At 31.8% G+C, this 14,460-nt stretch carries 14 protein-coding genes, 1 pseudogene and 1 riboswitch; of the genes and pseudogenes, 2 read left to right on the forward strand and 13 right to left on the reverse strand.

What is annotated here, in order from left to right; translation table 11 throughout:
• Positions 1 to 21 precede the first annotated feature (21 nt).
• Genes BN1075_RS07755 through BN1075_RS07765 form a run of 3 tightly spaced genes read right to left on the reverse strand, consistent with a single transcriptional unit; the run spans position 22 to position 4,183 of the window.
• Positions 22 to 1,212 carry an alanyl-tRNA editing protein gene (locus BN1075_RS07755; RefSeq protein ID WP_040192558.1) on the reverse strand — a complete coding sequence of 397 codons (1,191 nt, stop codon included), beginning with the start codon at positions 1,210 to 1,212 and terminating at the stop codon, positions 22 to 24.
• Positions 1,213 to 1,235: 23 nt separating this feature from the next.
• Positions 1,236 to 2,213 carry a D-2-hydroxyacid dehydrogenase gene (locus BN1075_RS07760; RefSeq protein ID WP_040192559.1) on the reverse strand — a complete coding sequence of 326 codons (978 nt, stop codon included), beginning with the start codon at positions 2,211 to 2,213 and terminating at the stop codon, positions 1,236 to 1,238.
• Positions 2,214 to 2,236: 23 nt separating this feature from the next.
• Complete coding sequence (locus BN1075_RS07765; RefSeq protein ID WP_040192560.1) at positions 2,237 to 4,183, reverse strand: GTP-binding protein; 1,947 nt, start codon at positions 4,181 to 4,183, stop codon at positions 2,237 to 2,239.
• A 224-nt stretch (positions 4,184 to 4,407) separates the two neighbouring features.
• Between BN1075_RS07765 and BN1075_RS07770 the strand changes: the two genes are divergently transcribed.
• Positions 4,408 to 4,803: a hypothetical protein gene (locus BN1075_RS07770; RefSeq protein WP_040192561.1), complete on the forward strand. Its 396-nt coding sequence runs from the start codon at positions 4,408 to 4,410 to the stop codon at positions 4,801 to 4,803.
• Positions 4,804 to 4,850: 47 nt separating this feature from the next.
• Here the strand turns inward: BN1075_RS07770 and BN1075_RS07775 are convergent, their stop codons facing one another.
• The 4 genes from BN1075_RS07775 to BN1075_RS07790 form a co-directional block, all read right to left on the reverse strand.
• Positions 4,851 to 5,042: a hypothetical protein gene (locus BN1075_RS07775; protein ID WP_148315478.1), complete on the reverse strand. Its 192-nt coding sequence runs from the start codon at positions 5,040 to 5,042 to the stop codon at positions 4,851 to 4,853.
• Between the two features lie 66 nt (positions 5,043 to 5,108).
• Entirely contained in the window at positions 5,109 to 6,020 is a 912-nt protein-coding gene (locus BN1075_RS07780; protein ID WP_040192563.1) for a hypothetical protein, read from the reverse strand.
• Between the two features lie 18 nt (positions 6,021 to 6,038).
• Positions 6,039 to 6,515 (reverse strand): hypothetical protein, encoded by a 477-nt coding sequence (locus BN1075_RS07785; RefSeq protein WP_040192564.1) that lies wholly within the window; start codon positions 6,513 to 6,515, stop codon positions 6,039 to 6,041.
• Between the two features lie 266 nt (positions 6,516 to 6,781).
• Positions 6,782 to 7,672, reverse strand: a complete 891-nt coding sequence (locus BN1075_RS07790; RefSeq protein WP_235777767.1) for a YitT family protein — start codon at positions 7,670 to 7,672, stop codon at positions 6,782 to 6,784.
• A gap of 152 nt (positions 7,673 to 7,824) precedes the next feature.
• Positions 7,825 to 8,009, reverse strand: a riboswitch (cobalamin riboswitch).
• A gap of 264 nt (positions 8,010 to 8,273) precedes the next feature.
• Between BN1075_RS07790 and BN1075_RS07795 the strand changes: the two genes are divergently transcribed.
• Complete coding sequence (locus tag BN1075_RS07795; protein WP_052406465.1) at positions 8,274 to 9,218, forward strand: alpha/beta fold hydrolase; 945 nt, start codon at positions 8,274 to 8,276, stop codon at positions 9,216 to 9,218.
• 67 nt (positions 9,219 to 9,285) lie between these two features.
• Here the strand turns inward: BN1075_RS07795 and BN1075_RS07800 are convergent, their stop codons facing one another.
• From BN1075_RS07800 to BN1075_RS07825, 6 genes and pseudogenes are all read right to left on the reverse strand, one after another.
• Positions 9,286 to 10,179 (reverse strand): SPL family radical SAM protein, encoded by an 894-nt coding sequence (locus tag BN1075_RS07800; RefSeq protein ID WP_040192565.1) that lies wholly within the window; start codon positions 10,177 to 10,179, stop codon positions 9,286 to 9,288.
• 60 nt (positions 10,180 to 10,239) lie between these two features.
• A pseudogene (locus tag BN1075_RS07805) lies at positions 10,240 to 10,748 on the reverse strand (ClbS/DfsB family four-helix bundle protein).
• Positions 10,749 to 10,811: 63 nt separating this feature from the next.
• Positions 10,812 to 11,435: a GyrI-like domain-containing protein gene (locus BN1075_RS07810; RefSeq protein WP_040192566.1), complete on the reverse strand. Its 624-nt coding sequence runs from the start codon at positions 11,433 to 11,435 to the stop codon at positions 10,812 to 10,814.
• A gap of 143 nt (positions 11,436 to 11,578) precedes the next feature.
• On the reverse strand, positions 11,579 to 12,727 hold the full coding sequence (locus BN1075_RS20710; protein WP_052406466.1) for a VanZ family protein: 1,149 nt from the start codon (positions 12,725 to 12,727) through the stop codon (positions 11,579 to 11,581).
• A gap of 23 nt (positions 12,728 to 12,750) precedes the next feature.
• On the reverse strand, positions 12,751 to 14,055 hold the full coding sequence (locus BN1075_RS07820) for an FtsW/RodA/SpoVE family cell cycle protein (RefSeq protein WP_040192567.1): 1,305 nt from the start codon (positions 14,053 to 14,055) through the stop codon (positions 12,751 to 12,753).
• Positions 14,043 to 14,387, reverse strand: a complete 345-nt coding sequence (locus BN1075_RS07825) for a PadR family transcriptional regulator (RefSeq protein ID WP_040192568.1) — start codon at positions 14,385 to 14,387, stop codon at positions 14,043 to 14,045. The genes BN1075_RS07820 and BN1075_RS07825 overlap by 13 nt, the downstream gene beginning before the upstream one ends.
• Positions 14,388 to 14,460 lie beyond the last annotated feature (73 nt).

Here is a 14,460-nt window from a genome sequence, read left to right on the forward strand (position 1 = left end):
TAATTTAGTACTGTTTCATCCTTATTTTATTTTGCTTATTGCATAATTTAGAGCAGATTCTAAGTTATTGTTATTTTTTCCTCCGCCTTGAGCTTGAAGTGGACTACCGCCACCCTTTCCATCAATTAAAGTTATAGCATCTTTTAAAAGTTCATTCATTGAAATTCCTTTAAAATCCTTAGATGCCGCAAAAATTAGATTAGCTCTCTCTCCTGATGTAACTGCTACTAAAGCTAAGGTATTAGGATTATCAACAATTTTTGATACTACCTTGTTGACCTGCTTAACATCTTGGTTTTCAAAAATCTTTTTAACTACAGTTGCAGTTCCGATTCTTTCTCCTAATTCAACCATCTCTTTAACTTGATATTCAGCCACTTCTTCACTTAATTTTTTATTTTGTGCTAAGGCTTCCTTCAATTTATCATTTAAATTCTTGATACCATTAAGAGCTTCATCTTCATTTCCATTTAAAAACCTGCAGATAGAAGTTGTAAATCTATCTTTTCTGAAGGCATCCTCTATAGCTCTTTTTCCAGCAACATATTCTATTCTTGTTGCACCCTTATGTTTTTCCCATCGATTCACTTTAATCATTCTAAGCTCAATGGTTGAACTTGGATGAACTCCACAGCAGGCATTGATATCCAAATCACCTATTTTTACAACTCTGATTTGCTCATTTGTATTTGGAAGTGCTCTTCTCAGTCCAAGCTTCTTAAGATCTTTTTTATCTGGTAATAAAAATTCAACCGGTATATTTTCTCCAATAACTTCATTGGCAGCCCTTTCAGCTTCTCTTATAACGCTCTCTTCTAAATACCCTTCAATATCCACTGTACAGATTTCTCTTCCCATATGGAAGGCTACGGTGTTTGCATTAAAGAGTTTATAAAAGCACCCTGATAAAACGTGCTGTCCTAAATGCTGGTCCATTCCATCTTTTCTTCTTTCCCAATCAATGGAACATTTTAATTTATGAAGCTTTATTGGCTTTTTATTTAAAACATGATATATAACTCCCTCATCTTCATAAACTTCAATTACCGGTTCATTCTCTATAACTCCAAGGTCACAGAACTGACCGCCTCCCCCTGGGAAGAAGGCAGTTTTATCAAGAACCACATGGAACTTTCCATCCTTTTCTTCAACTCTTTCAAGCTCTGCAGTAAAATCCTTAATATATTGACTTTCATAAAATAACTTTTCCATATTATCTCCTTAATTTCTCTTGTTTATTTACTTGATTTACTTTTATATCCTGTAGAGAAATCTACTAAGTTTCTCATTTCTTCTCCATTTACATAGGCCTTTAAATTATCTATTGCAATTCTAACTATACGGTTATGTGTTTCTTTAAGATGGTAATCCCCAGAAACATGAGGAGTTATTATTGCATTTTTAATTGTCCATAATCTATGGTTACTTGGAAGTGGCTCTGGATCTGTTACATCAAGCCCAGCTCCCATAAGCTTTCCACTTTCTAAAGCATCACAAAGAGCTTCAGTGTCAATGCAGGTACCTCTTCCAACATTAAGTAAAGCTGCTCCATCCTTCATCTTTGCAATTCTCTTTGCATCAAACATTTTATAAGTCTCTTTTGTGTTAGGCAGACTTAATGCTACCACATCAGCCTTTGGAAGAAGTTCATCTATTTTATCCATTAAATATAATTCATCTAAGTAATCAGGTTTATTGGCATCTGTTCTTCTTACCCCAATAGTATAACCACCTAAAGCCTTAAATCTTTTAGCAAACTCTCCTCCTATATCTCCTAAACCAATAATTAAGGCAGTTGAACCATATATAGATTTAACTTCCCCTTCATCCTTCCACTGGCTGCTGCTTTGGTTATCTCTATAAAAGTAAAGCTTCTTTAATATTGATAAAAGCATACCTATCATATGCTCAGATATAGCTAAACCATAAGCCCCAGTAGCATTAGTTAGTATTGTCCCTGGCTTTAGAACCCCTTCTTTTACATAAATATCTGCTCCAGCACTATTTAGTTGGAGCCACTGCAAGTTTTTAGCTGCATGAAGTCTAAACGGCTCTATATTTCCTATTATTACATGAGCATCTGCAAGAGTAGCATTACTTATCTCCTGTGCCGAAGCAAAAATAAAGTTTCCACATGGCATTACCTTCATAAGTTCACACTTTTGGTCAGCATCCATTGGCATTAAAACAACTACATTAATTTCATCATACATATTCTAGTCCCCTCCAAAATGATTTATTTTAAGCAATGCATATATCCTTCGGCTTCATCCCAAGGTACAGAAAATCCCACACCTTTGGCACAAAATATTGAGGATGAAGTATACTCAGGGTCTGCATCTTTTTTATATCCTATTTTTTCAATAACTTCTGCAACATTATGACACTCCTCATAACCGCTGAATACCATACTTAAAGTGCCCTTACCCTTAGTAAAGGCTTGAAACTCAAGTGGATAATTCATAAACTCAGCCACTGGACCTTTTCCATGAATCACAACTCGGTTTCCAAATGTTTCAGGCTCCTCAAAAGTGCCACTCATTTTTTGAATATCACTCATAACTCTTCCTAAAAGACTTAAATCAACATCCATTCTAAATTTATAAAACGGTTCTAAAAGTACCTTCTCAGCCTTTTCAAACCCCTGCCTGATGGCTCTTTTTGTAGCTTCTCTAAAATCCCCGCCTTCAGTGTGCTTATTATGAGCTCTACCTGTAATTAAAGTTATCTTTAGGTCTGTTATGGTTGAGCCTGTTAATATTCCCTTATGTTCTCTCTCAAACACATGTGTTCTGATTAAATTTTGATTTCCTGGAGTTAAAAAATCATTATGGCACTTATTTTCAAAGGTTATCCCTGAACCTCTTGGACCTTCCTCCAGCTTTAAGTGAACCTCTGCATAATGGCGCAAGGGTTCAAAATGTCCAAAGCCTTCAACCTGGCCTTTCATGGTTTCCTTGTATAATATCTCTGGTATACCGAATTCAACCTTAATATTAAATCTATCCAATAAAATTTCCTTTAATACCTCTATCTGAATTTTCCCCATGATACTTATGTATATTTCTTGGAATTCCTCACTCCAGGTGACATTAAGGCTAGCTTCTTCACTTTCAAGAATTTTAAAACACTTTAATACCTCTCTTGGGTTTAACCCTTCCTCAAACATTACCTTAGCTCTAAGGGTTGGAATCATGTCGTAAATTCCCCCCTTAACTCCAATTCCCATACCTGCTTTTAACCCCGTTAAACCTACCACTCCTATAATTTCTCCCGCTAAAGCCTCATCACAAACCTTATATTTAGTTCCATTATACCTTCTTATTTCATTTACTTTTTCTTGAACCTTTTCTTCCCCAACATCATAGTAAATTTCGTCTTTTACCTTTAAACTACCACTCAAAAGTTTTAAAAAAGTAACTCGATTTCCTTTATCATCATACTTAACCTTAAATACCCTCGCAGTAAGTTTATCAGCACTATCATAATCAGTCCTGGTAAGCTCATGGAATGTTTCCATAAACTCTACAACTCCCTCATCCTCAAGAGCTGACCCCTTATTGCAAATGAATATTTTTTCTTCCCTTATAAGAGTTCTCAATGTTTCTTTCCAAGTCTTAGAATCATATCCTTCTTCAAAATAAAGCTCCATGAGCTCTTCATCTCTTTCAGCGATAAATTCAGCTTCTTCATCTCTTAACTCATTTAAATTGGATGATTGAAATAGTGTAATATCTTTGCTAAGGCTTCGCCTTAACTCTTGAATCACCTCTAAAACTCTTGCACCCACTCTATCAATTTTATTTATAAATATAAAGGTTGGTATATGATGTTTTCTAAGGAGTTTCCACACAGTTTCTGTATGTCCCTGCACTCCCTCAACAGCACTTACAATAACTATTGCATAATCCAATACACTTATTGCTCTTTCCATCTCTGGTGAAAAATCTATGTGTCCTGGAGTGTCAATTAAGAAATACTTTGAATCTTTATAATCAAAAACACCAATATCCGAAAATACTGTTATTCCTCTTTCCTTTTCAATTTTATGACTATCTAAAAATGTTCCTTTATGATCTACTCTACCTCGAGTTCTTATACTCTTACTATGGAAAAGCACCTGTTCAGAAAAAGTAGTCTTGCCAGCATCTACATGGGCAAAAATCCCAATAGACTTATTCATGTCACTCCTCCTCTCTATTGTACTCATTAGGTTTATTTTACCACAAAGATAGGGATACATAGTAATTGGATTTAATAAAAATACTAACCTAGTAAAATAAGCTGGGATATTTATTACAATGAATAATAACTTCAAATTTGTTATCTCAGCCTTTACATGTTAGAATAATTATAATATTTAAAATTATTTAATATATATGCTTTAACTTTAGGGGGAAATGTTAGATGCCAAATGAAAAAAGCACAGAAAAAACTAAGCAAAAATTAAAGAATAAATTAGAAACTCTTTTAAATGATGTTTATATGAATTTTACCCTTATTAAAGATTTGCACGAAGCAGCTTATAAGCTAAACCATGAATACAAAAAATTCTGGGATAAACATCCTGAAAAAACCAAACGAGAGTTATTAAAATCTCAACAAGATATTGAAATTCCAAATTGTACAAATAAATATAGTGAAATGATCTTTGGAATTAATAAAGTTGGTTTTTTCTATGGAGTAAAAAGACTATTTACTCCTGGAAAGCTCTCTTCAGAAGAGAAAATTAAAATAGCAGTAACTGCTGACAAATTCACTAACACACTAAAAAGTATCAATAAAAGTTTATGGGTAAAGTAGATAGCTACTTTACCCATATTTTACATCTTACCTTCTTTATTCCTAATTTATTGGCTCTTTAAATTCTCTGATGCCTTAGAACCTCTTATTATGAACATTAGCTCACCGAATTCCTCTTCACTCCATCCATATTTATAAAAGGTATCATAAATTTTTTTATCTCTTATCTTGTCATAAGCTCTTACTTGAACTTTTTCTCTTTTAAACCCAATATTAATATCTGAATAATTTGATATCACTCCCCCCTTATTTCCATAACAATTATCGTAAATATATATCATTGAAAATACTTTTCCTTTTAAAGGTTAATAATTTTCATTTACTCTATGGGCAAAGGTACTATTTCCATCGATCCACTCACTGCTATTCAACTTTTGTACATGAGCACGTCCACATTGGCCATAAAACTTCCCACCACCTAGCTTTTCATAATAAGATATAAAATTATGAACCATAGCAGCTTCTCTTTCCTCATTAGTATAGGCAAGCTTAATGTTATTCACAACTAAATCAAAATAAAAAAATTTCTCCTTAAAATACTCCTCATATGCGGTTCTATCTTCTTCAAGTGATTTTATTAAATCCTTTAAAAAGAATCTATCATAAAAACTCCCTATATTTTTAATTTTAATTACCATTTCCTTAATTGCCTCTGGTGGCTCGCCCAATCCCTGCATAAGATTATTTATATATATACCTGTTGTAGATGTTTCATGTTCAATATCTATTGGCACTAATGTAAGCTTTTTATCCCCCGGTAATTCCTTATTTAGCTCATAATAATATTTAAACAGCTCATAAGTATCTTGATTATTTGCATAGGTTGACTTAAACTTATTTAAAATATTGAGCAATAACTCTTCATCTCCGGTTTCTAGATATTGATTTAATAATTCCCCAGAAGCTATAGACATTTCTACCACGATGTTCCGAACTCCATATTCTTTAATAAAATAGGTTGCTAAGTACTTCTCCATATCATAACTCATAGCAACTCCATGAGCCTCACCTGATAAAAATAAATCATAATCTTCATAAACGGAATCTATAATATTAATCTCATTATAATCTCCATTCAAATCCAAACTCTGTCCTGATACTACAAGTATGACAGCTTCTCTTATCACTTTACCTGGTTTAGTAAAAATAAAAAAAACTAGAGTAAAAATTATCAACATTACACCTGATGTCAAAAGAATTTTTTTCTTCTTAGACATAACTCTTCACTCCAAACTTTAAATATCAAAGACCTCTTTTTGTTTTTTCTTCATACTAAATCCTATAAGGAAAATAGTCATCATTATTAAAAATCCTGCAATTTCAGCAATTAATACTGTAGTCATAGTTATTTCATTAGGATTATTCTCAACTAATACCCCTATTCTAGCTGTAAGAATACTTAACGGTGCTGAAAATCCTTGACATAAGACTGCTAAAATCATGCTTCTTTTATCATCTGACACAACAACAAATTGCCAAATATAAATTGCTAAAGAAATAATCCCACTTAAATTTGCTAATAAAGTTGCTTTAAATGAGTTTTTCATATACTCACTAAATATTCCACCAACCATGCCCCAATAAATCATAAAAAATATTGGTCCAACATACATAAGTATAGTTGAAAGCCATGGAACTATTATTAGACAATTAAAAAGTATACCAATAACTATTGGTGATAATATAAGCAGTACTGCTTTAGACTTTTTCATTATTCTACCTCCAATAAACTTACTCTATAATATAATTATACATTAGTTACATTTTTTTCAATATACTTATTGAAATTACTACAGCTATTTATATTTACAAATCCCTCAGCCTTGAGTTATTTTACTTTGAATAAAATAAAAGCCTCGCTCACTAACCTTAATCAGTTATTTTACGACACCCTTATTTATTTTAGCCTTTTGAAATTATCATTGAAAATTTCTATAAACTTATTTTATTCACAGTATTAATTATTGAAATTAACGATTTAAAAAGAAAGTTGTTTAAATCCTTTTCCATGAGCTTCGCATACATTCATTACAGTTACAACAGCTTGTGGGTCTATAGATAGTATTAGCTCTTTAGCTGACGCTACTTGTGATGGATTCATCATAGAATAAATAATCTTCTTTTCTTCACCAGTATAGGCACCTTCACCATGAAGTATTGTTACACCTCTTCCAATTGTAGTTAATAAAGTATTTTTAATCATATCATAGTTATCACTTATGACTATAATAAGACTCTTTTCATTAATACTTCCTATTACCTTATCTAAAATCGCTGATCTTATAAATAATGATATAAGTGTGTAAATTGTTAAAGTTAAATCATTAATAATAAGACCTGTTATTACTATAGCTCCATTTAAAATAAAACACATAAATGATAATTTTATTCCATACTTCTTTTTTAGAATAATCGCTATTATATCCGTGCCTCCCTCTGATGCTCTATTAAGAAATATAATAGACATCCCTAATCCACATAGTACACCTGCACAAATGGATGAAACTAAAATATCATGAATCATAATATAAGTGGATATATTTTCTGTTATTATTAAAAAAAAGGACATTGAAATCATTCCTATAAAGCTTAATATTCCAAACTCTTTATCTATTACCTTAAATCCTAAGATAAAAATAGGAATGTTAATTAATAATGTAAAAACTCCTGATGGAATTCCTGTAATATACTGAATAATGAGTGATACCCCAGCAATCCCTCCACTTAACAGCTTATTAGGAACAATAAAAATATTTACGCTTAGTGAATATATTAGACTCCCTAAAAGTATCATAACTAATTTATTTATCTTAGTATTAATTCCAGAATTCCTCTGCATTTTTTGATCTGACAAACTTCCATTTACCATCGTTCTTTACCACTCCATTTTCATATTTCTTTATAGCATAAAAAAAGACATCATAAACGATGTCATAAAAGATTATGGAGAATGATTAATAGTCTTCTTTAAACTAATCAACTTCATATTTCAAGACACCTCCCAATTTCCCGTGGGTTTAATTTGGTCCATATAATATGGCAGGTCTCCTGACTTCATTTCATAATATATTCATACCTTCCCATTGAAAACAACAGTGGCATACCTATAAATACACTCCATGTTACAGTGACGGGTTCGTGCTGGACTTTCACCAGCTTCCCTTTTAATTTAAGCAAATCTTAAAACCATATTATATAAATATTCTTTTCTACTATATTATACCATTCTCACTGTTGTATTATTATCTCTAAAATTAATATATTTAACTATTACGGTAATACTTTTTAAAAATTCTATTTTTATCTCCTGATTTAAATATAAATACAACTTATAATCAACCTACTCTTGGTGGTTATGCATAATCAAAAGTTACTTTTCCGAACAATCACACCATTTAATAACATTATTGTTTGCATTTCTGTTATATGTTACTATATTCTTATAAATTTTAAAAATAGGGGGCATATTTATGAGAAAAAGTATTAAAGTTTTATTATCAGTAGCTCTTGTTTCTGCTGTATTAACTGGATGTGGGACAAAACCTTCAAATGAAGAAAATGATTCTAATACTTCACCAAAAGTTGAAGAAAATCAAACAAAAAAAGGTAACAATTCTGAACCTGCTTATACTGAAGAATCAATAACAATAAAAAATGGGGACTATGACATACCTGCAATAGTTACACTACCTACGGATATTGAAGATAAAAATATACCTTTAGTTATAATGTGCCATGGAACAGCATCAAATAAAGATGAAGCCGGTGATGGATATAAGATGTATGCTCCAAAGCTTGCTGAATCTGGAATAGCTTCGATCAGATTTGATTTTATTGGAACTGGTGACAGTAAAGTTGACTATTCGGAATACAACTTTACAACCGCCGTTAATGATGTAACTAGAGTAATTGAATATGCACATAATCTTAAATCCATAGATAATAAAAACATTGGAATAATGGGTTGGAGCCAAGGTGGAAGTATTGCAATGCTGGCTGCTGGTGAGAATTCAGATATCAAATCTATAGTAACCTGGGCTGGTGCTGAAAACGACTGTTTATTAGACCTTGGAAACTATGAAGAAGCAAAGGCCAATGGATATGCTGTAGTTGAGTTTGATTGGAGAGACAGTCTAAACTTTGGTTTACAATGGCATGAAGACGTAAGAAATATTGACATTTTAGAAGCTTTAAAAAAATCAAAGGCCCCTATTCTTGCACTAAATGGAAGTGATGATGATGTAGTTCCTCCTAAAACTACAGACTTAATTATAGAAGCTTCAAATAATGAAACATCTAAAGAGTCAATAATAGATGGGGCTGATCATACATTTAATATCTTTACTGGAGATTTAACCAAATATAACGAACTATGTGATCAAACGACTAAATGGTTCCTAGATACATTAAAATAATATTACTTATATTAAAAAAACTGCCCCGTGAAATTCACACTGGGCAGCTTTTCTAATATATTTTTCCCTAGAATAAGCTTATCTGCTCTTGCTGATACTTCCTTCTGTAAGCTTCAATGATATCTTCCATTCTATATAAGATTCCATACTTCTCACATTCACTTTTAAATATACTCCAAAGAGCTCCCTCCTTCGGGGAAGAGTTTTCATACCTCTCACCATAGCTTCTTGTATATGACCCAACTAAGTTTCTTTCCGGAAATATCTCTCTTATTTTTTCATAATAATATTCCCTTTGATTTCCTCTTAATGTCATTCCCATACCATATGCAAAAATAAACTTAGCTCCTGCCTTATGGGCACCCCTTACTATGGATTTTATATTTTCCTCTGTATCATTTATAAAAGGTAATATTGGCATTAAAAGTATTCCTGTGAAAATCCCATTATCACTTAATTTCTTTATTGCCTTAAATCTTTCACTGGAAGGCTGAACATGTGGTTCTATTTTTCTGCACAAATCATCATCAAAGGTCGTCACAGTAATTTTAATCAGCACTGGTGAATGGATGCTTATCCTCTTTAAGATATCTATATCCCTTGTAATTAACGTACTCTTTGTTGCTATTGATATTCCAAAGTTATATCTGTCAACCACCTCTAGAGCCTTCCTTGTAAGCTCATACTTCTTCTCAAGAGGATTATATGGGTCACTCATTGCCCCTGTTCCTATTACACCTTTTTTACGCTTACTTCTTAAATCTCTTTCTATAATTTCTGTAGAATTTTCCTTAGCTCTAACTGTATCAAAGTTTTCTATTTGATAACAATCACTTCTCGAATCGCAGTAAATACAACCGTGATTACACCCCTTGTAGATATTCATATTATAATTTAGGTCAAACCACGAACTGTTTGGTACATAGTTTGATACTATAGTTTTTGCTTTAATAAACTCCATGATTTAACCTCCTCGTAAAATAAATCAAATTCAAACTCATATGAATTAAATTAATTTACCTTATAACCCCTTCTTCCATTTACGTATTTTCCCCCTGAATGACTTAAATGGAGCTACAGTGTTTATATGAATCCATTTCCATATAGGCCAATTGGAAGGAGTTGAAGCTGCCCATTTTCTGCATCCTTGTTGAAATAATTCTTCTTCTGAATAACTTTTTACTAATTCAATTACTTCCTGTTCTATCTTTATAAATTCACTACACAACTCTTTTAATGTATATTCTTCATATTCTTTATAAAAACGTTGATATAATCCACCAAGATTATTCCATTTATATTCTGAACATGGAGTTATAACGCTAATACCTTTAAGTTCTTGCTTTTCCCAGTTTAAGATAAACTTCATCCACCCTAACTGATAAGCAATCATTTGAGCAGGAGTCCTATCCACTCCATTAATTAATTCATCTTTATATATTTAATCACACTTTCAAACTCATCAATAAATAGTTTTGCATACTTTGTAATTGATGCAATTAATTCTTCTCGATTTTCATACTCTGTCACTATCAACTCACCTACTTTCCAACTTAACACTCTACAAGATGCCAAATAACCCCATTCAATTATTTATTTCTCTACTTCAATTGCAGGCTGAAGAATTATGGTCTTTAATCTGCTTTCTTCCACTCTTCTTGGGTCACTTATATAAATCTCCATGTGATTTTCATAAAGTCTATACCCATTATTAATTATTGTATCATGAAGATTCTTTATAGTCTCTGCTTCATCTCTATAGGCCCCTATATAAAGAGTTGCAAAAACTAATCTCTCATCCATATCTATAGAATATAGCCTATTAAGATATTGTCCAACCTCTTCATCCTGAAACTTTCTTCTGAAAAATTCAATGTCGTTTTCCTCAACATAATCGGGAACTTGAATCATCATCGTCCATTTCCACTTATCCTTTGTTTTTTCTTTAAATGCATTCATATCATCTGCCCACCACTGACCAGCTAAAGGCATAACTACAAAATCTAAGCCTCTTTTCTTATACTCCATCTTTATGCTGTAAGCCATCTTATAAAGAGCGCCTACTATACTTTGGTATTCTGGATTATTATTAGGATTACCTGCTCCATCAATAGCAATATACTTTGCCCTTGGGCATAAAACCTTTTTATATTCTTTTTCTTTAACCTTAAATAATTCCTTTTGTACTTTCTTTAAATCTAATTTTTCTTGAATCATAATCAATTCTCCTTTAAGTGAATGTCCAAATCTATGATTTGGCTAACATGAACTTACTCATTCAAATGAATATAAGAATGAGTTTCCTCTTATCTCTATTATAAAAAAACAAATAGGACATCATAGTGTCCTATTTATTTAAGTTATCTTAAATATTTTATTTCATTATTAACTTCACCATTAGAATTTAAAAACTCAACCTTTAAATCCTTAGACTCCTGTTGCTGAAATATATTAAATACGTCTGTATCTTCCTTTAACTTCTTGTACTCCGGATATACCACAAGAAAGAATTCATTAGGTTTTATTTTTTCTGAATAACTTTCTCCATTAAAACTTATATCAATTTCTTCTGCATTATCATTCTTCCCCAATACTACTACAAAGGCTTCATTACCTTCATGATTTTGAATTAACTCAATTTTATATCCAACGGCTTTCCCCTCAAAATGCATTTGACTATTCCAAGCCAACGAATATCTTCCATTAAATACTTCCCTAAGAACCCCTAATTCTAAGTAATCTCCTTCATCCCTTAATGAAAGCTTATATTTATCAAAATTTTCAAAGCCTACAAACTTACCATCACTATATTTTGAAAAAGCAGCAACTGCCATTTCTTCATCAGATAGCTTTGGAGAGTACGTACTTTTATATGCCATGCCATAAGTAATTATAATAGATACTAAAAGCATAATCCCTAAAGGCTTTATTGCTAATAAAATTACTTTATTAGTCTCTTTATCTTGAACCTTATCTATAATCTTATTAGTTTTGAGCCTCTTAAAAATCTTATAACATACAAACCCTAATCCAGCTCCTAAAGTATTAAAAATTATATCATCTATGTCTGTTATATTAATAGCAGTAAAATATTGAATTACTTCAACTGATAACGAACCAATAAAACCATACATCAAAACTTTCCTTAAGTTCTCGCCCTTCTTAAACAGAAGTGGAATAAAGAAACCCAAAGGTACAAATAAAAGTATATTTCCAACTACATTATATAAAGAGTTGCCTAATCCCATAAAGTTACCTGTAAACATCTTTATTGTTTCAATTAAAGGAACTAGATTTAAATATCTAGACTTATTAAAAGATATCCCTAGCATCCCATACTTAAAAAACGTAAAATAAATTACTGCTAAGAAATATATGAAAAATAGATTTATTACAGCTTCTCTAAATATACCTACCTTATGTTTTTTTCTTACCATTAGTCTGTAAAAAGTCCATATCAATATAAATGGTAAAATCATTATTATATATGGAACTGCAAAATCCCCCATGTTGTTAATTTCTCCTTTTCTTTTTATCCCACAGCTTTATAGGGTGTATTCCTCCACTTAAATACATTTGAAATTATGGTTACTGAAAGTATGTTAATCACAAGACTGCTACCACCATAACTTAAAAATGGCATACTTACTGCAAGGGTAGGCATTAGGTTAAGATTCATTCCAACACTGATTAAAAACTGTACTGCAAATAAAGCGCAAAAACCATTAACTAAAAGCTTCCCATACCCATCCTTTACAGTGGTTCCAACGTAAAAAATTCTTACTATAAATGCTAAAATAAGAGCTATCAAAATTATCCCTGCCGCCCAGCCAAAACAGCTTATTAAAAAGGTAAAAATAAAATCTGTATGTGCTTCAGGCAACATTAAATAATTAAAGTTTTTTCCCTGTCCAAACAAACCCGCATTGCTCCTTAGCATTGCCAACTGATTATAAATCCATCCAGCTCCATTAGCATCCTGATCTGGGTGCAGAAACATTGTAAATCGCTCTATTCTGTATGCATTAGAGGCTAAAAACGCCCAAAAGACCCCTGTTCCTATTCCTATGGTAATTAATACATACCTTAGCTTTAAACCAGAAGTAAGCATTATCGTTAATGCTGCAATTACATATATAACAAAATTCACTATGTCTGGTCTTAAAATAAAGAAAATGCATGGTGCGAATACTAACAGAAATCCTAGGAATAAAAATTTTTTATCTTCCCAATTCCAACCATCAAATAGCCCTGCTAAAGCTATTATTAAGAAAAATGGTGCCATGGTAAATGCGTTAACGGTAATATTCCCCATTCTAATCCATCCTATTTGTCCATTAATAGCACCAGACATAAAAAAGCCAGCTATAAATAATACTATGGCCATAATATATATTATCTTTGAATACTCTTTTAGAGCTCTGTAATCTACTCTTAAAAGTATAAGTGAAATTAAAACTCCACCTGCTCCATATATGGCCATATTTGAAATCATATTAATATAATTATTCGAAACCATATTGTTCTTCTGCATAAAGTTTAAAAGTAGAAATCCAATTAAAATAAATGTACCTGTCATTCCAATTAAAAGCCAATCTGGTGCAGCCTTATGAATTTTATTTAAATCCTTACCAACTACCTCCGCAGATCCCATTTGCTTTATAGCCTTATCTACAGCTTCATCCTCTGACAATCCAACATCTATGTAATCCTTCATTATCTCTTCTATATGACTTATTATTTCATCCTTAACATCCTCATGAACTCTCTTATTTTTAATAAGGCCACAAATCTCCTCCACGTAGCTATTAACTTTCCTATTTATTATTGAAGACATAAAAAACTTCCCCCCAACACTTCATTGACAGTATTACTAAATAGCTTCCATTCCTTTTCTTTTTCTTCAAGAATTCTTTTGCCTGATTCCGTTATTCTATAATACTTTCTCTTGCGTTTCCCTTCACCTAAATCCCAATATGATTCGATAAAGTTCTCATGCTCAAGTCCATGAAGTATCGGATAAAGAGTTCCCTCCTTAAATGAAAAAACTCCCTGTGACCTATCTTCTATCTCTTTTATCATTTCGTAACCATACATATCCTTACGATTAAGGATACTTAAAATTAGTATTGTGGTACTTCCCTTTAAAAGTTCTTTGTTAATTTTCATCTTTTCACCTCTTACCTCGGATTACTATACATAGTATATCTATGCATTATTATATACTAGCAAAATTAACCTG

The organism is Clostridium culturomicium, assembly GCF_000821305.1.
GTDB classification, from domain to species: Bacteria; Bacillota; Clostridia; order Clostridiales; family Clostridiaceae; genus Clostridium_J; species Clostridium_J culturomicium.

Coding starts and splice junctions, on each gene's coding strand:
- BN1075_RS07755 (WP_040192558.1), bottom strand. CDS start 1,212: ATGGAAAAGTTATTTTATGAAAGTCAATATATTAAGGATTTTACTGCA.
- BN1075_RS07765 (WP_040192560.1), bottom strand. CDS start 4,183: ATGAATAAGTCTATTGGGATTTTTGCCCATGTAGATGCTGGCAAGACT.
- BN1075_RS07760 (WP_040192559.1), bottom strand. CDS start 2,213: ATGTATGATGAAATTAATGTAGTTGTTTTAATGCCAATGGATGCTGAC.
- BN1075_RS07810 (WP_040192566.1), bottom strand. CDS start 11,435: ATGATTCAAGAAAAATTAGATTTAAAGAAAGTACAAAAGGAATTATTT.
- BN1075_RS07770 (WP_040192561.1), top strand. CDS start 4,408: ATGCCAAATGAAAAAAGCACAGAAAAAACTAAGCAAAAATTAAAGAAT.
- BN1075_RS07820 (WP_040192567.1), bottom strand. CDS start 14,055: ATGTCTTCAATAATAAATAGGAAAGTTAATAGCTACGTGGAGGAGATT.
- BN1075_RS07825 (WP_040192568.1), bottom strand. CDS start 14,387: ATGAAAATTAACAAAGAACTTTTAAAGGGAAGTACCACAATACTAATT.
- BN1075_RS07795 (WP_052406465.1), top strand. CDS start 8,274: ATGAGAAAAAGTATTAAAGTTTTATTATCAGTAGCTCTTGTTTCTGCT.
- BN1075_RS07790 (WP_235777767.1), bottom strand. CDS start 7,672: ATGGTAAATGGAAGTTTGTCAGATCAAAAAATGCAGAGGAATTCTGGA.
- BN1075_RS07780 (WP_040192563.1), bottom strand. CDS start 6,020: ATGTCTAAGAAGAAAAAAATTCTTTTGACATCAGGTGTAATGTTGATA.
- BN1075_RS07785 (WP_040192564.1), bottom strand. CDS start 6,515: ATGAAAAAGTCTAAAGCAGTACTGCTTATATTATCACCAATAGTTATT.
- BN1075_RS07800 (WP_040192565.1), bottom strand. CDS start 10,179: ATGGAGTTTATTAAAGCAAAAACTATAGTATCAAACTATGTACCAAAC.
- BN1075_RS20710 (WP_052406466.1), bottom strand. CDS start 12,727: ATGGGGGATTTTGCAGTTCCATATATAATAATGATTTTACCATTTATA.